Below are 19,177 nucleotides of genomic sequence, written 5' to 3'. Positions count from 1 at the left end.
TCCTTCGCTTCGCTCGCTCCGCTCACGAAAGTGCCTCCTCGGAGGCGCGCGCCGTCCACGTGGCGAAGCGCTCGCCGTCCTCGCGCTCTGCCTGGAAGCGCTTGAGGACGCGCTCGACGTAGTCGGGGAGCTCGGCCGCGGTGACCTTCAGGCCGCGGACCTTGCGGCCGAACCCGGCCTCGAGGCCGAGCGCGCCGCCCAGGTGCACCTGGTAGCCCTCGACCTGGTTGCCGTCCTGGTCGAGCATCAGCTGGCCCTTGAGGCCGATGTCCGCGACCTGGATACGGGCGCAGGCGTTCGGGCAGCCGTTGATGTTGATCGTGAGGGGTTCGTCGAACTCCGGGACGCGGCGCTCCAGTTCGTCGATCAGCGAGGCGCCGCGCGCCTTCGTCTCCACGATCGCGAGCTTGCAGAACTCGATGCCGGTGCAGGCCATGGTGCCGCGCCGGAAGGGGGACGCGTTGACCTTCAGGTCCAGCGCCTCCAGCTCGGCCACCAGCGACTCGACCCGGTCCTCGGCCACGTCGAGCACGATCATCTTCTGCTCGGCGGTGGTGCGCAGCCGGCCGGAGCCGTGGGCGCCCGCGATCTCGGCGATCTTGGTGAGGGTCGTGCCGTCCACGCGGCCGACGCGGGGCGCGAAGCCGACGTAGAAGAGGCCGTCCTTCTGGGCGTGCACGCCGAGGTGGTCGCGCCAGGTGCCGGCGGGCTGCTCGGGCGCGGGGCCGTCGACCAGCTTCCGCTGGAGGTACTCGTCCTCCAGGACCTGCCGGAACTTCTCGGTGCCCCAGTCGGCGAGCAGGAACTTCAGGCGGGCGCGGGTGCGCAGGCGGCGGTAGCCGTAGTCGCGGAAGATGCCGATGACGCCGCCGTACACGTCCGGCACCTCGTCGAGCGGCACCCAGGCGCCGAGGCGCTGGCCCAGCTTGGGGTTGGTGGACAGGCCGCCGCCGACCCAGAGGTCGAAGCCGGGGCCGTGCTCGGGGTGGTTCACGCCGACGAACGCGATGTCGTTGATCTCGTGCGCCACGTCGAGCTGCGGGGAGCCGGAGATCGCGGTCTTGAACTTGCGCGGCAGGTTCGAGAACTCCGGGTTGCCGATGAAGCGCCGCTGGATCTCGTCGATGGCGGGCGTGCCGTCGATGATCTCGTCGGCGGCGACCCCGGCGACGGGCGAACCGAGGATGACGCGGGGCGTGTCACCGCAGGCCTCGGTGGTGGAGAGCCCGACCGCTTCGAGGCGCCGCCAGATCTCCGGCACGTCCTCGATGCGGATCCAGTGGTACTGGATGTTCTGCCGGTCGGTGATGTCGGCGGTCCCGCGGGCGAACTCCTGCGAGATCTCGCCGATGACGCGCAGCTGCTCGGTGGTCAGCCGGCCGCCGTCGATGCGGACGCGGAGCATGAAGTACTCGTCGTCCAGCTCCTCCGGCTCCAGGATCGCGGTCTTGCCGCCGTCGATCCCGGGCTTGCGCTGGGTGTAGAGCCCCCACCAGCGCATGCGGCCCCTGAGGTCGTTGGGGTCGATGGAGTCGAAGCCGCGCTTCGAGTAGATCGTCTCAATGCGTGTCCGCACGTTGAGACCGTCGTCGTCCTTCTTGAACTGCTCGTTGCCGTTGAGCGGCGTGAAGTGACCCACGGCCCACTGGCCCTCGCCGCGGTGACGGCTCACCTTGCGGCGCGGCGCGGCGGTCGTGGGCTTTTCAGGGGTGGCAGCCATGGGTGTACGTCCTTCAGGCGGGCGGAGGCTCTGACAGCTTTGACCAGCACACTTCGCGCGAGGGCGCGGCGGTGCGCAGGGTGCTGTAGGGAGAAAGTGCGGCGGTGCTGGTGGAGTCAGCTCACCGGACACATGGCGCTGGACATGCGGCAGAGATCGACGTGTCGCCGACTCACCAAGGCAATTCCAGCTCGATCCATGACGGAAGCGTGTCATGGGACTTTCGGCCCAGTCCACCACTGTCCAGAAGGTGGACAAGACTGTCTCGCATCGCGGACAGGTGTGTCGCGCGTCACTGGAGGGGACGGGAATGGACCGGAGAGAGGGGAGAGTACGGGAAGGGGCGCCACGGTCCCGTGACGCCCCTCATGTTCTTGTCCCTGTTCTTACGTCCCGACTACGCCCCGGGCCACGGCCCCGGCGTCGCCACCTCGGGCTCCTCCTCGACCTTCGTGTCGAAGAGGCGGAACCCGCGCCGCTCGTAGTTGGCCATCGCGTGCTCACCGTCCTTGCTGCACGTGTGCAGCCAGACCCGCTTCGTCGGCGTGCGGTCCGGCCACCGCTCGGCCAGGTCCCAGGCGCGGGCCACTCCGTAGGAGAGGAGGTGACCACCGATGCGCCGGCCCCGGAACGCGGGGATCAGGCCGAAGTAGACGACCTCGACGACGCCGTCGTCCTGCGCCTCCAGCTCGACGTAACCGGCCGGGGTCCCCTTCTCGTACGCCACCCAGGTCTCGGTACCCGGACGCGCCAGGACTTCCTGCCAGTGCGCGTAGGTCCAGCTCAGCCGGTCGGTCCAGAGGATGTCGCCTCCGACGGACGCGTACAGGAAGCGGCTGAACTCCGGCGAGGGCACCTCGGCGCGGACGACACGGAGGTCGCCGCCCTCGGGTGCGGCGGCCGGCCGGAGGTCGGAGGGAGCGGTCTGCTCCAGGGACCAGGTGGTCACAGCGATGTTGCTCATGCTGGTCAGGCAATCACGGGGCCCGCACCCTGGCCAAAGCGGTCCGCGATACGGGAAGATCCGCCCGCGCCATGCCACCCCCTGCGCACGACGTACCCGGAGGAATGTTCATGCCCCGCAGGACAGCTCGCCGCACACCCCGCGGTCTCCTCGCCACGGCCATCACCACCGTGGCCCTCGCGACCGTCGCGGCCCCGGCCTCCGCCACGGCCGGTGCACAGGCCGCGGACCCGCAAGGCCGCATCTTCATGGTCAACCCCGTCCAGTCGTCCGGCGACCAGACCCTCACCGACGCGAAGGACTCCGCGACCGCGGTACCCGCCTCCGCCTATACCCTCGCGGCCCTGCGAAACCTCGACGCCGGCGGCGGCCTCTCGGGCACGTGGGTCTCCGTGAGATCGAACACCGGCGGCGCCGCCTCGGTCGCCGGCGCCGGTGCGTATGACCGAAGGGACGACCAGTTCGAGCAGGTCATGGCCTACTTCTGGGTCAACGAGGCGCAGGAGTACCTCCAGAGCCTCGGCTTCGGCAGCGAGCTGCCGGGCGCCAACGACCGGCAGCAGCCGGTCCGTATCGACCAGTGGGGCGCCGACAACTCCTTCTTCACCGACAAGAAGGCCGAGATCCGCTTCGGCAAGGGCGGCGTCGACGACGCGGAGGACGCCGAGGTCATCGTCCACGAGTACGGACACGCCGTGCACAACGCGCAGGTCCCCGGGTTCGGCACCTCCGAGGAGGCCGGCTCCATCGGGGAGGCGTGGGGCGACTACCTGGCGGCGTCCGTCGGCTCCTACGCGGACGCCAAGTACGGCTGGCCCCGCAAGACCGACCTCGCCTGTGTCGGGGACTGGGACTCGGTCTCGTACACGGCGACCGCCCCGCACTGCCTGCGCCGCCTCGACACCGGCAAGACGTACGCCGACAAGGTCGGAGAGGTGCACGCGGACGGTGAGATCTGGTCCCAGGCACTGTTCGACATCAGGGGCGCGCTCGGCGCGCGCACGGCCGACCGCGTCATCGTCGACGCGCAGTTCGGCTTCGCCCCGGACACCAGCTTCACGGACGCGGCCCTGAAGACCGTCGCGACCGCGCAGAAGATGTACGGCAAGAGCGCGGCGGACGCCGTGCGCAAGGCGTTCCAGGCCCGGGGCATCCCCGGGGTGTGAGTCCGCGCGGGACCGGAGGGCGCTCCTGCGGATGTCCAGGACCCCTCCTCCATAAGTCCATGGAGTCGGGCCCGGCAGGGCGGCACGCTCTGAGCCACCCCGCCGGGCCACTTCATCCCCTCCGGCCCCGCAACCACACACGGAGGTACGTCATGAGACGCAGCCGCGTCAGCACCGCGCTCGTCGCTCTCTGCGCCGCCGCGACCGCCGGCGTCACGGCCCTCGCGGCCGCCCCCGCCGCCACGGCCGCCTCCCCTTTCTCGCCGCGCACCCACTACGTCGACTGCCGGGCCGGCACCGGCCCCGAGAAGGGCACCCGAAAGGCGCCGTGGCGCACGCTCGCCGCCGTCGACGCCCAGCGCCTCGGCCCCGGCGACCAGGTGCTCCTCAAGCGCGGCACCCACTGCACGGGCACCCTCGCCCCGAACGGCGCGGGCGCCCCCGGCAGCCCCGTCCGCATCGCCCCGTACGGCTCAGGGGCGAAGCCGGTGATCGACGGCGCGGGCGCACCCGACACCGTCCTCCTGCGCAACACGCAGTGGATCGAGGTCTCCGACCTGGAGATCACCAACGCGGCGAACCCGGGCACCAAGCGCCGCGGCGTGCGCGTCGTCCTCAGCGACTACGGCACCGGCAGGCACTACCGCCTCACCGGCCTCGACATCCACGACATCCGCGGCGACGACACCAAGGACAACGACGGCTCCGCGGGCATCCTCTTCTCCGTCACCGGGTCGGCGAAGGAGACGCGCTACGACGACGTGCGCGTCGAGAACAACACCCTCAGGACGATCGACCGCGAGGGCATCTTCTTCGCCTCCAGCTGGAACCAGCGGCCCGCCATCAGCGGCTACGACCCGAACGGCCCGCGCTGGGTCCCGTCCACCGGCGTCGTCGTGCGCGGCAACACCCTCGACGACCTCGGCGGCGACGGCATCGTCATGACCGCCACCCGGAACGCCCTGGTCGAGCACAACTCCCTGCACGGCTTCCAGCGGCGCTCCGCCGGATACAACGCGGGCATGTGGCCGTGGAACGCGGACGGCACCGTCTTCCAGTACAACGAGACGTCCGGCGGTGAGACCACCCGCGACGGCATGGCGTACGACGTCGACGAGGGCTCCTTCGGAACCGTCTTCCAGTACAACTACAGCCACGACAACGCGGGCGGCTTCTTCCTCGTCTGCAGCGCCGACGGAACCCTCGGCGACGCCGTGATCCGCTTCAACATCAGCCAGAACGACCACTTCAGAGGCATCGAGACCTGCCGCGGCTCGTTCTCCGGAGTCCGCTTCCTGCACAACACGATCTATGTCGGTGGCGGTGTCAGCCAGACCGTCGTCAACGAGAACACCACCAGTCGGCACGAGATCGCCTTCGACAACAACATCGTGGTGAAGGAAGGCGCCGGCACGGCGGCCTTCACGCTGCGCTCCGGCGGCGTCACCGCGTCCCACAACATCCTGTACGGGATCGGGGCGACGCCCTCCAACCCCGGCGGCACCACCGCCGACCCGCTGCTCACCCGCCCGGGCGCGGCCACGGGCTACGGCGATGCCGGGGCCGCCTATGCCCTGCGTGCCGGATCGCCCGCACTCGGCGCGGGGGCGCCGCTCGCCGACGCGGGCACCCGCGACTTCGCGGGCAACCCGGTGGTGCCGGGAGCGGCGCCCAACATTGGTGCATGGAACGGGAGTTCGTCCGACCGGTGATGACCGGCGGGGCGCCCTGAGCCCGGTCGGGGCGCCCTACGGGGCGCCGACCGGCAGCGGCGCGTTCCAGCCCTGCGTGTCCGGTCCGGCCGGCGCGAGCTTCACGCCGGAGCCCGCGCGGGCGAGGGAGCGCCCGGTCGCCTGGTTCACCAGGGTCTTCTTGCCCGGGTTGTACTTCCACAGCTTGGCCGGGTCGGTGACCTTGCCGCCCGTGGTGATGTCGCCCGCGCAGTCGGTGATGCGCACGCTCTTCTTGTCGCTCGCGGTCAGGCAGTAGTTCGACGGGAGCCGGACGGTGCCGTCGGCCGCGAGGACCCAGGACTGCTCGAAGGCGCCGGGACCGTTGTCCTTGCACGCGGCGAGCGTGAGCTCCGCGCCGTCCTCGGCGGCGCCGCTCGGGGCGAGGCACTTGTCGCCGGGCGCGGAGATCTCGGCGCGCTTCGAATTGCCCAGCGCCAGACGCTGGTTGGTGCTTCCGTCGGGACGCGTGTCCACGGCGGCGGCGCACGGCGGGTTGCTCTTCGTCTTGGTCACCGAGCTGACGGCCGCGCCGGCACCGACGGCGGTGCCGGTGGGCAGGCCGAAGTGGGCGTCGGAGTACGGCTGGTCGTAACAGGTGGCCCGCGGGTCGTTCCACTCGAAGTACTCGACCCAGTCGATCAGGCCCGTGGACTTGATAGCGGTGGCCGGCGTCTGCACGCTGCCGAGCTTGAACGACTCGCCCGTGGTCGTGTCGTGGATGGTGGCGCCGAACCAGCCGTCGCCCTCGTAGGCGACCGTGGAGGTGTAGGTGTGCCCCTCCTCCCAGTCGTGGTTCATGCGGCAGCTGGAGCCCTCGCCCTCGCCGCCGAACTGGAGACAGTAGCTGCCCTCCGAGCCGGGCTTGCGCTCGAAGCTGTCCCACACCGAGAACAGGAACGTCGGCTTGTCGCCGCCGTTGCGCTGCATCCCGATGTAGGCGCCGTTGCCGACGTTGAAGCCGAACTGGTGGCTCCAGAAGGTGTTCGCGTTGTAGCCGGGGTCCTTCTCGACCGTCGTGGACCAGGTGACCTCGCTGAGCCCGTCGGCCGCCGACGGGAACGAGTAGTAGGTGTACGTCCCCGGGGTCGTGCCGACGGTGTCGTCCGCGTTCGCCGCGGGGGCGGAGGCCAGGCCGGCTCCGGCGGCGAGGCCGAGCGCCGCGAGGAGCGGCACGGACCGCCGTCTGAGGGAACGGGTGAAGCGTCCAGTCATCGAAAACCCTGCCTGTGATGGAGGTGGATGCGTGAAGGAGTGCGTCGGGCTGTACTGCGCAACATCGTGCGCAAATGTGCTTGAAAGCGTGCGCCTTAGAGCATGATCGCGCGCGCCGGGCACATCTTGCGCCATCGGAGGACGTGGGGCAAGAGGGGGCGCGCGGGGCCGTCACGGTGCCGCGAAGGCCTCGTTCACGGCCTCGCGGGTGCGCCGGATGTCGTCTCCCCGGCCGTGCTCGTCGTCGCGGTCCGCCACGGCGTGGTCGTCGTCGGCCGGCTCGACCCGGCGACGAACGGCCCGTGTTCCGGGGCGGCGCGATCCAGGTGGGCGGCATCGTCTAACTCGCCGAGTTCCCCCTCACGCTCTATGACGCCGCCGTAACGTTCGCGTTCGTCTTCACACTCGCGCTGTCCTTCGGCCTCCTGAGCCACCGGGCTTCATTCGGGGTGCGCCGGCCCGAGGGCTCTGCTGAAGATTCCGCGCATCGGGTCGTCGGGCCGCCGACCCGGATACCGCGAACGGCATCGACCTGGGCCGCATGTCTCTCCCTGCCGCGACGGTGTGAACACGCGCTGTCCAGGGGGTGGCCCGGGCCCTACGAAGCAATTTCCACCAAAGTCCAAACAGCAGCGGTCGTCAGTCCGAACACGGACGGGCAGCTTCGCCCAGGTCGGGGGCGGTGCGTGTGACTGCGGTGTCCGTGTTCGTTGCCTGCGCATTTCATGCGTGAAGCTGCAAGATCTAAATAGTTACCAATCAAGTCTTGTCATTCATCGGCAGGCTGGCGCAAGATTCCGGTACCTCGCGCGCCGGGCCGCAGCCCCCGCGAGGGCCCTGTGAAATCAACCCTCGCTCGCCACTCGACGCAGGAGGTGAATGTGTCGGCCGCTGCGTCCGCATCGCCCACGCCCACATCGCAAAACCCGCCCGACCTACCGCACGAGACACCCGGAACGTCGGGCAGGAAGAAGGCGTCCGGCACGAAGGGGACGCCGGGCGGGAAGGGGCGCAAGCCCGCCGACCGGCGGAGCCTGCGCGAGCGTCTGAGACAGGACCGCACCCTGCTCCTGCTGTGTGTGCCGGGCATCCTCTACTTCGCGGTGTTCTTCTATCTCCCGCTCGCGGGCAACAGCATCGCCTTCCAGGACTACCAGCCCTACCTCGGCTTCAAGGGAAGCCCGCTGGTCGGCTGGGACAACTTCAAGGCCCTGCTCGAACAGCCGGAGTTCTGGACGGCCGTCTGGAACACGCTGAAGATCAGCGCCGTCCAGCTGATCCTCTACTTCCCCGCGCCGATCGCCCTCGCGCTCTTCCTCAACTCGCTGATCAGCAACAAGACCCGCCGCCTCATGCAGACGGTCGTCTACCTGCCGCACTTCCTGTCGTGGGTCGTCGTCGTCGGCATGTTCCAGCAGGTCTTCGGCGGCGCCGGCACGATCACGAGCTACCTGAACGACCACGGCGTCCATGTCGGCAACATCATGAACAACCCCGACACGTTCATCTACCTGATCACCTCCCAGAGCGTCTGGAAGGACGCCGGGTGGGGAGCGATCATCTTCCTCGCCGCGATGGCCTCCATCGACACCTCGCTCTACGAGTCGGCGGCGATGGACGGAGCGGGCTGGCTGCGCCGCATGTGGCACATCACGCTGCCCGGCATCAGGCCCGTGATGATCATGCTGCTCATCCTGCGCCTCGGCGACATCCTGTCGGTCGGCTTCGAGCAGATCCTCCTCCAGCGCGACAACGTCGGCCGGGACGCCTCCGAGGTCCTCGACACCTACGTCTACTTCCACGGCGTCGTCGACGGCGACTGGGGCATGTCCACCGCCGCCGGCCTGATGAAGGGCGTCATCGGCTTCGTCATGATCGTCCTCGCCAACAAGTTCGCGCACCGCCTCGGCGAGCAGGGGGTCTACCAGTGAGCACCGCGCCCATATCCACCACCCTGCGGCCCGAGAGCCAGGAGAGCCGGGAGAGCCGAAAGGGCCGCACCGGCAGCAGGAAGCGCCGCGGCTCCGCCGAGCGCCCCGCCTGGATGGAACAGCCCAACCCGGCCGCCCAGACGCTGAAGTTCATCGTCATCGTCGCGATGATCGTGGCGGTCGGCTACCCGTTCCTGCTGGCCATCGGTACCAGCCTCTCCTCCAAGGCCGAGCTCGCCGCGAACGGCGGCTATGTGCTGTTCCCGTCGCACCCCACGCTCGAGGCGTACCGGGTGGTCCTGTCCGGCGGTGTCATCACCCGCGCCGCCCTCGTGAGCATCGGCGTCACGGTCATCGGCACGGCGCTCAGCCTGCTCTGCACGATCGCGCTCGCCTACGGCCTCTCCCGGCCGCGGACCTTCGCGGGCAAGCCGCTGCTCCTGATCGTCGTCGGCACGTTCCTGTTCACGCCGGGCATCATCCCGAACTACCTGGTGGTCCAGGAGCTGGGACTGCTCGACACCTACGGGGCGATGATCGCGCCGATCCTGCTCAACGCGTTCAACATCATCGTGGTCCGGGCGTTCTTCCAGGGCATCCCCGACGAGCTGCACGAGGCGGCGCGCCTGGACGGCGCCGGTGAACTCACCATCCTGTGCCGGATCGTGCTTCCTCTGTCGAAGGCCGTCATCGCCGTGGTCGGCATGTTCTACGCGGTGACGTACTGGAACAGCTTCTTCAACGCGATGCTCTACATCAACGACCCGGACAAGCTGCCGCTCCAGGTGGTGCTGCGCAGCTACGTCCTCCAGGGCGACACCTTCAACGCGAAGGCGCTCGGCGTGAGCGTGCTGCCCGCCAGCACCGCTCTGTCGATGGCCGTGCTCATCCTCGCGGTCCTGCCGATCATCGCGGTCTACCCGTTCCTCCAGAAGTACTTCGTCAAGGGCGTTCTCACCGGCGCCATCAAGGCCTGAGCCACCACCCTCAACCGCTCCTCGCCCCTTAGGAGAGTCATGTCCTCCAGAGACTTCAACCGCCGCGGGTTCCTCGGTGCCGCGACCGTCGCCGGCCTCACCGTCGCCGGGGCCGGTTCCCTCACGGCCTGTGGTTCCGGCGCGGCCTCGAGCGGTGGCGGCGCCAAGGCGTCGGCCAAGCTGAAGCTGCCGACGTACGTCCCCGCGAACGTCCCGGCGCCGGACCTGCCGGGCAACGCGGCGGGCCTCGACCCGGCGTACCTGCGCTACCCCAAGAACCTGACCCGCAGCGTCACCAAGAAGCCGGGCGACGGCAAGCCGGTCACGGCCCTGACCGAGACCTTCACGACCGCGGCCCCCGCGATGAACCGCAACCAGTACTGGCAGGAGCTCAACAAGCGCCTGGGTTCCGACCTGAAGATGACGATCGTCAACGGCCTCGGCGCCGACGACGTCTACCGCGCGAAGTTCAACGCCACCATCGCCGGCGGCGACATGCCCGACCTCATGTGGTTCCCGCCGAACCAGGGCCTCAAGAACGTCCCCGCTCTCCTCGAGGCGAAGTTCCACGACCTCACCGAGTACCTGTCGGGCGACGCGGTCAAGAAGTACCCGAACCTCGCCAACATCCCCGGGTTCGCCTGGAAGACGGCCGTCTTCAACGGCAAGATCTGGGGCATGGCGGTCCCGTACGGCCGCATGGGTCAGGTCTACGTGGCGAACGAGGACTTCTGGAAGCCGGTCGGCGGCGTGCAGTTCGACAGCGCTCAGGACTTCTTCGACAAGGCGAAGGAACTCCTCGACGTCAAGCGCAAGAAGTACGTCCTGGAGCCGGCGTACGTGAACCACATCCTGCAGTTCGCGTACTGGCACGGCGCGCCCAACGGCTGGCGTTCGGAGGGCGGGAAGCTCACCCACTACTTCGAGACCGACGAGTTCCACGCAGGCCTGGAGTTCGCCCTCAAGTGCCAGAAGGCGCAGCTGTTCTGGCCGGACCCGAACCTGCCGACGACCCTGGAGAAGATGGAGGGCGGGTTCCTCGGACTGCACGTCCAGTCCTTCCCCGGTTTCCTCAACGACAGCAACATGTACGACTGGCCGGAGAAGGTCGTCGTTCCGTTCGCCGCGGAGAAGGGGATGACCCCCACCTGGGGCTATGGCTACGGATCGGTCGGCTTCACGGCCATCAACAAGGCCGTGAGCAAGGACCGTATCGACACCCTGCTCCAGGTCATGAACTACCTCAGCGCCCCCTTCGGCACCGAGGAGCGGCTTTTCCTGGACAACGGCATCGAGGGCACGCACCACACCCGCTCCAAGGACGGCGACGTGCTCCTCAACAAGAAGGGCAACGCCGAGGTCCTCACCACCCGGCAGGCCATCAACTTCTTCGGCAATGCCCCGCAGACCCTCTACCTGCCCGGCAAGGGGGACATCACCCGCGGCGTCCACGACGCCGAGGAGCAGCTGATGAAGATCGCCAAGATCAACCCGACCACGGGCTTCTTCTCCGACACCAACGCCAACAAGGGCGCGTCCTCCACCGACACGGTGTACACGGCGGTCAAGGACATCGTCGCCGGCCGCACCCCGCTCGCCTCCTTCAAGAAGGACATCCTGCCGACCTGGCAGCGCGACGCGGGCAACGCGATGCGCGACGAGTTCGAGAAGGCCATCGCCGACAGCAAGTAGCGCGCCCGGCACGGCAAGCACCGCTCAGCACCCCTATGCGTCCCGCACGCAGAACAGGACACCCGCACGTGGAAGACCTGCGCATCGCCGTCATCGGGCTCGGCCTGCGACGGAACCTGGCGACCGCCGCGCACCGCCCCGGCAAGGGATCGGTCGTGGCGGCGGTGGCCGACCTCGACCCGCAGATCCGGGCGAAGGTACCGGAGTTGTACGAGGGCGCGGTCGCCGTCGACGACTACCGAAGGCTCCTCGAGGACCCCTCGATCGACGCCGTCATCGTCGCCACCCCCGACGACACCCATGAAGCGATCGCCTGCGAGGCGCTCGAAGCGGGCAAGCCGGTCTATGTCGAGAAGCCGCTCGGCATCTCGGTCGAGCAGTGCGACACGATCCTGCGCACCGCCTACAAGACCGGCACCCGCCTCTACGTCGGCCACAACATGCGCCACATGGGCGTCGTGCGTCTCATGCGCGACATCATCGCGCGCGGCGAGATCGGCGAGCCGAAGACCGTGTGGGTACGGCACTTCGTCTCGTACGGCGGTGACTACTACTTCAAGGACTGGCACGCCGACCGCACCCGCACCACGGGCCTCCTCCTCCAGAAGGCCGCGCACGACCTCGACGTGGTGCACTGGCTGGCCGGCGGTTACACCAAGCGCGTCAACGCCCTCGGCGACCTCATGGTCTACGGGGACCTGCCGCGCCGCGAGCCGGACACCCCCCGCCCCGACGGCTGGCTGAAGGAGTTCGACTGGCCGCCGACGGAGCGCCACGACCTGCACCACGTCGTGGACGTCGAGGACGTGTCGGTGATGAACATGCAGCTGGACAACGGCGTCATCGCCGCCTACCAGCAGTGCCACTTCAGCCCCGACTACTTCCGCAACTACACGGTCATCGGCACCGAGGGCCGCCTCGAGAACTTCGGGGACAGCCCCGGCGACGAGGTCCGGGTCTGGAACACGGGGCCGACCGGCTACCGCAAGGACGCCGACATCGTGTACCGCGTGCCCGAGGCGACGGGCTCGCACGGCGGCGCCGACGAGCGCATCATCGGCGAGTTCTGCCGCTTCGTGCGCGAGGGCGGCGTCACCGACACGTCGCCCGTCGCGGCCCGGATGAGCGTCGCCGCCGGCGCGCTCGCCACCCGCTCGCTGCGCGAGGGGGGCGTGCCGTACGACGTCCCCGAGCTCGAGCCGGAGCTTCTCGCGTACTTCGACGGCGGGCAACTGCCGCGCGAAGCAGGGGAGTAGCAGCCACGGCGCAGGCGTGGGCGGGCCCGTTCGGAGGGGGCGGGCCCGCCCACGCCTGCGTGCGCACACAGACGGTCACGTGTACGTGCGCGCATGATCACGTCTGGATGCGGAGAACGGCGCGGGTTACGCTACGCGCGTCGCGAGGAGGAGCAAGTGGGCGCACATGCCCGATGGACCCAACTGCTGGAAATACTCGGCAATGAGGGTCATCTCGATGTCACGGAGGCGGCCGAGCGACTGGGCTGTTCCTCCGCCACGATCCGGCGCGACATGGACGAACTGGCGCGGCAGTCCCTGCTGACCCGCACACGCGGCGGGGCCGTGGTGAGCTCCGTCGCCTACGACCTGCCGCTGCGCTACAAGACGGCCCGCAAGGCGGACGAGAAGCAGCGGATCGCGAAGGCGGTCGCCGAACTCGTCCCGTCGGGCTCCGTCGTCGGCATCAACGGCGGCACCACGACCTCCGAGGTGGCCAGGGAACTGGCCGTCCGCACCGACCCGGGCGGCACGTCCGGAGGCGTCGCGCTCACCGTCGTCACCAACGCGATCAACATCGCCAACGAGCTGGCGATCCGCCCCCATGTGAAGATCGTCGTCACGGGAGGCGTGGCCCGGCCGAGCTCGTACGAGCTCGTCGGCCCGCTCGTCACGTCCGTCCTGCAGAGCCTTGCCCTCGACTACACGATCCTCGGTGTGGACGCGGTCCATCCGCGCTTCGGCGCGGCCACCCACGACGAGTCGGAGGCCAGCGCGAACCGCTCGCTCGCCGAACGCGCGGGCACGGTCATCGTGGTGGCCGACTCCTCGAAGCTGGGCCGCCGGGCGTTCGCCCAGGTGTGCGCGCTGAACGCGGTGTCGATCCTGGTGACGGACAAGGACGCCCCCGAGGCGCTCGTCGAGGAGATCACGGCGCAGGGCATCGAAGTCATCTGCGTGTGACCGGGCGCCCGTAGGGCGTGTGGTGGCGGCGCCCGGTCACGTCCGCATCAACTGGGCGTGGACCAGCGCTGGTTGGCGCCGCCCGAGCACGTGTAACTGATCAGCTTCGTGCCGTCCGTGCCCGCGCCGCCCTGGGCGTCCAGGCACTTGCCCTGGTTGACGAGGGTGTCCCCGGAGCGCTGCCACTGCTGCGCGGCCGAACCGTCGCACGTGGACAGCTGCACCGAACTCCCGCTCACCGTCATGCACTTGTAGAGCGCGCGTACGGTGCCGTCGTGGGACAGGACCCAGTTCTGGTTGTTGCCGCCGCCGCACGTCCACAGTTCGAGCGGGGTGCCGTCGGCGCTGCCGCCGCCCGTGACGTCGACGCACTTGCCGCTGCTGCCCGTGATGTCGCCCGAGGCGGAGTTGCCGGTCGCGTCGTCGTGCACGCTGCCGCCCGAGACCTGGGTGACGTCGGCGTACTGGGTGCAGGTGCTGCTCGTGGACGTCGAGCTGACGGAGGCGGTGACGGCGGAGCCGCCCGTCGACGTGCCCTCGGGGAGGTCGAAGCGGGCCCGTGAGTAGGGCTCGTCCTCACAGGTCGCCGAGTTGCTGTTCCAGTCGAAGTACTCGACCCAGTCGACCATGCCGCCCGCGCTGATCCGGGCGCCCGAGCCGACCTGGAGGCTGCCCAGGACGAAGGACGTGCCGGCCGTGACGTCGGAGATCGTCGCCTTGTACCAGCCGTCGGTCGTGTCGGGGGAGACGCGGTACGTGTAGTGGTGTCCCGCCGTGAACGCCTCGTTGTAGCGACAGGTGTACCCGGTGCCCGACTCGTCGAAGGTCTGGCAGTACGTACCGGCCGAGCCCGCCTTCGCCGCGGTCGAGCCCCACAGGGAGAACAGGAACATGCCGGTGCCGGTGCGCCAGCGCTGCTGGCCGACGTAGCCGCCGACGCTGTTGGTGAAGTCGAACTGGTGGGCCCAGTAGACGTTTCCGCGGCCCGGGTCCGCCTCGACCGTCGTACCCCACGTGGACTCGGTGAGGGCCGTCGTACCGGACGGGAAGCCGTAGTTGGTGTAGGTGCCGGGGGTCTGCCCCGCGGCCTGGGCCGGCGCGGACAGGCCCAGAGTGGCGGCGACCGCGACGACGGCGGTCACGCAGACGGATCCGATCGATCTGAAGCGACGCACAGGTTCCTCCTGAAGGGTGGGGGAGGGAGGTGCTGGCAGATATGCGCTCGTGCTCTGCTCGTGCTCGACAAGAGAGTGGCCGCGATGGGTGGGCAAGGGCATGGACTTCTGGAGCGCGCACATGGACTCTCTGCGGGATTCGACGCGGCCGACTGATCTCAAATGCTCGGAAACGCGCTATAACTTGCACAACCAAGCATGTGCTGGGATGTGAGGGTGCGCCATGAGCCATATCGAGAACGAGCTGTACAGCCAGCCCGAGTGCTGGGACCGGGCGGCCGAACTCGCCCTGAACCAGGGAGCGTTGCTCCCTGAGCCGGGCGAGCGGGTCGCCGTCGTCGGCTGCGGCACCTCGCTCTTCATGGCGCAGGCCGCCGCCGCGCTGCGCGAGGACGCCGGCCACGGCGAGACCCACGCCCACGCGGCCTCGGAGTTCCCGGCCGGACGCCACTACGACCGGGTCGTCGCCCTGACCCGCTCGGGCGCCACCACCGAGGTGCTCCGCCTCCTCGCCGGGCTGCGCGGACGCGTCAGGACCACCGTGATCACCACGGACGCCGCGACGCCGGTGGCCTCGGCCGCCGACGACGTGCTCGCACTCGACTTCGCCGACGAGAAGTCCGTCGTGCAGACCCGCTTCCCCACCTCGGCCCTCACCCTGCTGCGCACCCACTTCGGGCTCCACTCGCAGGATGTCGTGGACGACGCGCACGACGCGCTCGCCGAGCCGCTGCCCCCGTGGCTCGTCGACTGCACACAGTTCACGTTCCTCGGCCGGGGCTGGACCGTGGGGCTCGCGGGCGAGGCGGCCCACAAGATGCGCGAGAGCCAACTCCCCTGGACCGGCGCCCATCCGGCCCTGGAGTACCGGCACGGCCCGATCAGTGTCTCGACCCGCGGCACCGTCACGTGGATGCTCGGCGAGGCGCCCGCCGGACTCGCCGACGAGGTGCACGCCACCGGCGGCATGTGGGTGGCCGGCGGTCTCGACCCGCTGGCCGAACTGGTGCGGACGCAGCGCCTCGCGGTGGCGGTCGCGGTGGCCCGCGGCCGCAACCCGGACCTGCCCCGTCACCTCGCACGCTCGGTGATCCTCGCCCGGGTCTGAGAGTCAACTCCGCCTGAGGAAACCGCTGTTGTGGGGCCGGGGTCAGCGCGGCGGCGCCGACCGTGATCTCAGCACGCCGGGCGCCACCGAGTGCGGCAGCAGGTCCGCCGGGCTCTGCGGGAACACCACTTCCAGCTCCGCCTCCTCGTGGAAGCGGTACGGGCGGTGCCCGAGCAGGCTGCCGAGATAGCGGCGTACGCGCGACATCTCGGCGCGCACCGTCACCGTGCGCGTCGGATCGCCGAACATGTCCTCCGCGAGTCCCGACGCGCTGCGCCCGCCGGGGCGGTGCAGGGCGAGCAGATAGAGGAGTTCGGCGTGGCGCGGGCTCAGCTCGTGCGTCCAGGACCGCGTGCCGTCCGTCACCGTGACCGACCAGCGCCGGGGCCTGCTCACGTCCAGGACGACACGGGTGCCGCCGAGCGGTTCGGCCGCCCCGTCCGGGCCGTCGGGCCGCAGCAGCCAGCCCCCCGGCAGCGGCGCCACCGCGCACATTCCCAGCGTCGGCACCCAGGCCCGCCCGTCCGAGAGCTCCGAGAACGCGGACAGCGACTTGGGCAGCGCGATCCGGTCCACCGGCTGCATCCCCGTCACCGCCGCCGTCCAGCCCTGGACGTCCACCGCGGCCGCCCGGCCGCCGATCCGCGCGAGGATCGGCGCCGCGACGGCCCGCAACCGGTCGAGCGCCGCCGCATGCCGCTCCCGCAGCCGCGCCTCCGCCAGCTGCGCGACCGTCCCGACGAGCGACAGCGTCGCCGGGTGCATCGTCTCCAGCGGGCCGCTCACATCGACCACGCCGATCACCTGCCCGTCGCGCGGGTCCGTGATCGGTGCCCCCGTGCACGTCCAGGTGTGCAGCGACCCCACGAAGTGCTCTGCGGAGAAGACCTGTACCGGGCGCCGCGTCACGAGCGGCGTGCCCACCCCGTTCGTCCCGACGGTCTCCTCGGCCCAGTCCGCGCCCAGTTCGAAGCCGAGCCGGTCGGCCTTGTGCAGCACCGCCGCGCTGCCCTCGCGCCACAGGACGCGCCCCTGCGCGTCGGACACGACCATGATGTGCTGCGCCGCGTCCGCGACGGTCACCAGCGCCTCGCGCAGCACCGGCAGGACCTCCAGGAGCCCGGACGACTGGCGGCGCTCCTCCACGTCCTCCATGCTCAGCAGGCCCGAGCGCACGTCACGGTCCGGGTCGACACCGATGCGGAGCATGCGGCTCCAGGACTCGCCGATCACCGGGCGCGGCAGGATCTGCGGCTGCTGCCCCGACAGGGTCGCGGCGCGGACACCTTTCAGGAGCCGCGCGGCCAGGGAGTGGTCCATGGTGGACAGCCGGCCGAGATCGACGGTCGAGTTCTTCTGCGTCACGGGTCCTCCTGGAACAGACCAGTGCGTGGGGACGTGTGCTCATCCTGCCGCTTCTCCGGCGCTTGTGGGGCGGAAAGGCGGGCGTGACAGTTGCAACCCTCTGCAACTCTGGCGAACAGCCGTACGTCGGTCGAAGCTGAAACCGTGCCACTCCGGTGGCTCGAGAGCTCCTCAAGGGGGCCTGCAGGGCGGGGGTGATGCCGTGTCGGCGCAGCATCACCCCCGTGACCTCAGTGGTCAAGGCCTGTGACCTCGGCCGTCACCCGGTAGCCCCGGGCCGGCCGCTCAGCTCGCGGGGCGCGCCCGCTCGACGACCGACCGCAGGCCCAGGCTGTGCGGCAGCGTGCCGAACGCCCCACCCCAGTCCCCGCCGAGCCGCGAGGCGCAGAACGCGTCCGCGACCTCCGGCGGCGCGTGACGCACCAGCAGCGAGCCCTGCAGCACGAGAGCGATCCGCTCCACGACCCGGCGCGCCCGTGCCTCGATGCCTTCCAGGTCGGCGAGTTCGGTCAGCAGGTCCTTGATCGCGCCGTCGAGACGGTGATCGGCGCCGCGCGCTCTGCCGACCTCCTGGAGGAACGCGTTGAGCGCCTGCGGCTCGCGCTGCAACGCCCGCAGCACGTCGAGCGCCTGCACATTGCCGGACCCCTCCCAGATGGAGTTGAGCGGCGACTCGCGCAGCAGCCGGGGCATGCCGGACTCCTCCACGTAGCCGTTCCCGCCCAGGCACTCCAGGGCCTCGGCCGCCAGGGGCGTACACCGCTTCGTCACCCAGTACTTGGCGGCCGGCACCGCGATCCGCAGGAACGCCCGTTCCTGCTCCGACCCGGTGTCCTGCACGGCGTCCTGGGCCGCCGCGAGCCGCAGCGCCAGCGTCGTCGCGGCCTCCGACTCCAGCGCCAGGTCGGCCAGCACGTTGCGCATCAGCGGCTTGTCGACGAGCCGGCCGCCGAACGCCTCGCGGTACGTGCAGTGGTGGATCGCCTGCGCGACGGCCTGGCGCATGATCGCGGCCGAACCGAGCACACAGTCCAGGCGCGTGGCGGCGACCATCTCGATGATGGTGCGCACCCCGCGCCCCTCGTCGCCGACCCGGCGCGCCCACGTCCCGTCGAACTCGACCTCCGCCGACGCGTTCGACCGGTTGCCCAGCTTGTCCTTGAGTCGCTGGATCGCGAACGGGTTGCGCGTGCCGTCCTCCAGGACGCGCGGCAGCAGGAAACACGTGAGTCCCTCGGGGGCCTGCGCCAGGACGAGGAACCCGTCCGACATGGGCGCCGAACAGAACCACTTGTGCCCGGTCAGTTCGTACGCGCCGTCCTCGGCGAGCGGCGTCGCCCGCGTCGTGTTCGCCCGGACGTCGGAGCCGCCCTGCTTCTCCGTCATGCCCATCCCGAACACGACGCCCGCCTTCACGGAGGAGGGCCGCAGCCCCGCGTCGTACACCGTCGACGTCAGCCGGGGCTCCCACTCGGCGGCCAGCGCGGGGTCGGCCCGCAGCGCGGGCACCGCCGCGTGCGTCATCGACAGCGGGCAGGTGTGACCCGCCTCGACCTGGCCCCACACCAGGAACGCTGCCGCCCGCCGCAGATGGCCGCCGGGCCGCGACCAGGCCGACGTGAGTCCGGCCGAGACACCCTTGGCCATGAGCCGGTGCCAGGCCGGATGGAACTCGACCTCGTCGACGCGGTGCCCGTAGCGGTCGTGGGTGTGCAGCGTCGGCGGATTCGCGTTCGCGAGCACGCCCCACTCCTGCGCCTGGGTGGAACCGGCGGCGCGGCCGAGGCCGCCGAGTTCCTCGCGGGCCTCGGCCGTGAGCGAGGGCTCCAGATGCCGTTCGACCCCCTCGGTGAGGGCCCTGTCCGCGGCAAAAACGTCATATCCCACCAGGGGCGGAGCCTGGTTGGTCACTGCGTGGGTGGTGGCTGCCATGACA

15 protein-coding genes are annotated in these 19,177 nt (G+C 70.1%); 8 read left to right on the top strand and 7 right to left on the bottom strand.

The window, feature by feature from the left end; all coding sequences use genetic code 11:
• Positions 1–22: 22 nt before the first annotated feature.
• From OHO83_RS13280 to OHO83_RS13270, 3 genes are all read right to left on the bottom strand, one after another.
• Positions 23–1,720, bottom strand: coding sequence for a nitrite/sulfite reductase (locus OHO83_RS13280; protein WP_266675140.1), 1,698 nt, complete (start codon positions 1,718–1,720; stop codon positions 23–25).
• 116 nt (positions 1,721–1,836) lie between these two features.
• Complete coding sequence (locus OHO83_RS13275; protein ID WP_323136396.1) at positions 1,837–1,920, bottom strand: putative leader peptide; 84 nt, start codon at positions 1,918–1,920, stop codon at positions 1,837–1,839.
• A 197-nt stretch (positions 1,921–2,117) separates the two neighbouring features.
• Positions 2,118–2,684, bottom strand: coding sequence for a GNAT family N-acetyltransferase (locus OHO83_RS13270; RefSeq protein WP_266675141.1), 567 nt, complete (start codon positions 2,682–2,684; stop codon positions 2,118–2,120).
• Positions 2,685–2,794: 110 nt separating this feature from the next.
• Between OHO83_RS13270 and OHO83_RS13265 the strand changes: the two genes are divergently transcribed.
• Both OHO83_RS13265 and OHO83_RS13260 read left to right on the top strand, forming a co-directional pair.
• Positions 2,795–3,850, top strand: a complete 1,056-nt coding sequence (locus OHO83_RS13265) for a M36 family metallopeptidase (protein WP_330279509.1) — start codon at positions 2,795–2,797, stop codon at positions 3,848–3,850.
• Positions 3,851–4,002: 152 nt separating this feature from the next.
• Positions 4,003–5,562: a right-handed parallel beta-helix repeat-containing protein gene (locus OHO83_RS13260; protein WP_330279508.1), complete on the top strand. Its 1,560-nt coding sequence runs from the start codon at positions 4,003–4,005 to the stop codon at positions 5,560–5,562.
• Positions 5,563–5,598: 36 nt separating this feature from the next.
• Here OHO83_RS13260 and OHO83_RS13255 read toward each other — a convergent pair whose 3' ends face one another.
• Positions 5,599–6,795, bottom strand: coding sequence for a DUF3472 domain-containing protein (locus OHO83_RS13255; RefSeq protein WP_330279507.1), 1,197 nt, complete (start codon positions 6,793–6,795; stop codon positions 5,599–5,601).
• A gap of 881 nt (positions 6,796–7,676) precedes the next feature.
• Here OHO83_RS13255 and OHO83_RS13250 point away from each other — a divergent pair.
• The 5 genes from OHO83_RS13250 (at position 7,677) to OHO83_RS13230 (ending at position 13,593) form a co-directional block, all read left to right on the top strand.
• Complete coding sequence (locus OHO83_RS13250) at positions 7,677–8,726, top strand: ABC transporter permease (RefSeq protein ID WP_266675145.1); 1,050 nt, start codon at positions 7,677–7,679, stop codon at positions 8,724–8,726.
• 113 nt (positions 8,727–8,839) lie between these two features.
• A complete protein-coding gene (locus OHO83_RS13245) occupies positions 8,840–9,703 on the top strand; it encodes a carbohydrate ABC transporter permease (RefSeq protein WP_266676723.1) in 864 nt (287 codons plus the stop codon).
• 39 nt (positions 9,704–9,742) lie between these two features.
• Positions 9,743–11,395, top strand: a complete 1,653-nt coding sequence (locus OHO83_RS13240; RefSeq protein WP_330279506.1) for a hypothetical protein — start codon at positions 9,743–9,745, stop codon at positions 11,393–11,395.
• A 68-nt stretch (positions 11,396–11,463) separates the two neighbouring features.
• On the top strand, positions 11,464–12,651 hold the full coding sequence (locus OHO83_RS13235) for a Gfo/Idh/MocA family protein (protein ID WP_330279505.1): 1,188 nt from the start codon (positions 11,464–11,466) through the stop codon (positions 12,649–12,651).
• A gap of 156 nt (positions 12,652–12,807) precedes the next feature.
• Positions 12,808–13,593 (top strand): DeoR/GlpR family DNA-binding transcription regulator, encoded by a 786-nt coding sequence (locus OHO83_RS13230; RefSeq protein ID WP_329433593.1) that lies wholly within the window; start codon positions 12,808–12,810, stop codon positions 13,591–13,593.
• Positions 13,594–13,640: 47 nt separating this feature from the next.
• Here the strand turns inward: OHO83_RS13230 and OHO83_RS13225 are convergent, their stop codons facing one another.
• Positions 13,641–14,768, bottom strand: a complete 1,128-nt coding sequence (locus OHO83_RS13225) for a ricin-type beta-trefoil lectin domain protein (protein WP_266675149.1) — start codon at positions 14,766–14,768, stop codon at positions 13,641–13,643.
• Between the two features lie 223 nt (positions 14,769–14,991).
• Here OHO83_RS13225 and OHO83_RS13220 point away from each other — a divergent pair, with 223 nt between their 5' ends.
• Positions 14,992–15,876: an SIS domain-containing protein gene (locus OHO83_RS13220; protein WP_329433589.1), complete on the top strand. Its 885-nt coding sequence runs from the start codon at positions 14,992–14,994 to the stop codon at positions 15,874–15,876.
• 42 nt (positions 15,877–15,918) lie between these two features.
• On the opposite strand, the gene OHO83_RS13215 is transcribed toward OHO83_RS13220, so the two are convergent.
• Positions 15,919–17,196 carry a GAF domain-containing protein gene (locus tag OHO83_RS13215; RefSeq protein WP_330280770.1) on the bottom strand — a complete coding sequence of 426 codons (1,278 nt, stop codon included), beginning with the start codon at positions 17,194–17,196 and terminating at the stop codon, positions 15,919–15,921.
• Positions 17,197–17,526: 330 nt separating this feature from the next.
• Positions 17,527–19,173: an acyl-CoA dehydrogenase family protein gene (locus tag OHO83_RS13210; protein ID WP_330279504.1), complete on the bottom strand. Its 1,647-nt coding sequence runs from the start codon at positions 19,171–19,173 to the stop codon at positions 17,527–17,529.
• Positions 19,174–19,177 lie beyond the last annotated feature (4 nt).

This window comes from Streptomyces sp. NBC_00569 (assembly GCF_036345255.1).
GTDB lineage: Bacteria > Actinomycetota > Actinomycetes > Streptomycetales > Streptomycetaceae > Streptomyces.
This window is presented reverse-complemented; position numbering and strand designations above follow the sequence as displayed.

What these genes read in the sequence shown, in the direction of transcription:
- OHO83_RS13280 (WP_266675140.1), bottom strand. Translation starts at nt 1,720, where the DNA reads ATGGCTGCCACCCCTGAAAAGCCCACGACCGCCGCGCCGCGCCGCAAG.
- OHO83_RS13275 (WP_323136396.1), bottom strand. Translation starts at nt 1,920, where the DNA reads ATGGATCGAGCTGGAATTGCCTTGGTGAGTCGGCGACACGTCGATCTC.
- OHO83_RS13270 (WP_266675141.1), bottom strand. Translation starts at nt 2,684, where the DNA reads ATGAGCAACATCGCTGTGACCACCTGGTCCCTGGAGCAGACCGCTCCC.
- OHO83_RS13265 (WP_330279509.1), top strand. Translation starts at nt 2,795, where the DNA reads ATGCCCCGCAGGACAGCTCGCCGCACACCCCGCGGTCTCCTCGCCACG.
- OHO83_RS13260 (WP_330279508.1), top strand. Translation starts at nt 4,003, where the DNA reads ATGAGACGCAGCCGCGTCAGCACCGCGCTCGTCGCTCTCTGCGCCGCC.
- OHO83_RS13255 (WP_330279507.1), bottom strand. Translation starts at nt 6,795, where the DNA reads ATGACTGGACGCTTCACCCGTTCCCTCAGACGGCGGTCCGTGCCGCTC.
- OHO83_RS13245 (WP_266676723.1), top strand. Translation starts at nt 8,840, where the DNA reads ATGGAACAGCCCAACCCGGCCGCCCAGACGCTGAAGTTCATCGTCATC.
- OHO83_RS13240 (WP_330279506.1), top strand. Translation starts at nt 9,743, where the DNA reads ATGTCCTCCAGAGACTTCAACCGCCGCGGGTTCCTCGGTGCCGCGACC.
- OHO83_RS13220 (WP_329433589.1), top strand. Translation starts at nt 14,992, where the DNA reads ATGAGCCATATCGAGAACGAGCTGTACAGCCAGCCCGAGTGCTGGGAC.
- OHO83_RS13215 (WP_330280770.1), bottom strand. Translation starts at nt 17,196, where the DNA reads ATGGACCACTCCCTGGCCGCGCGGCTCCTGAAAGGTGTCCGCGCCGCG.
- OHO83_RS13210 (WP_330279504.1), bottom strand. Translation starts at nt 19,173, where the DNA reads ATGGCAGCCACCACCCACGCAGTGACCAACCAGGCTCCGCCCCTGGTG.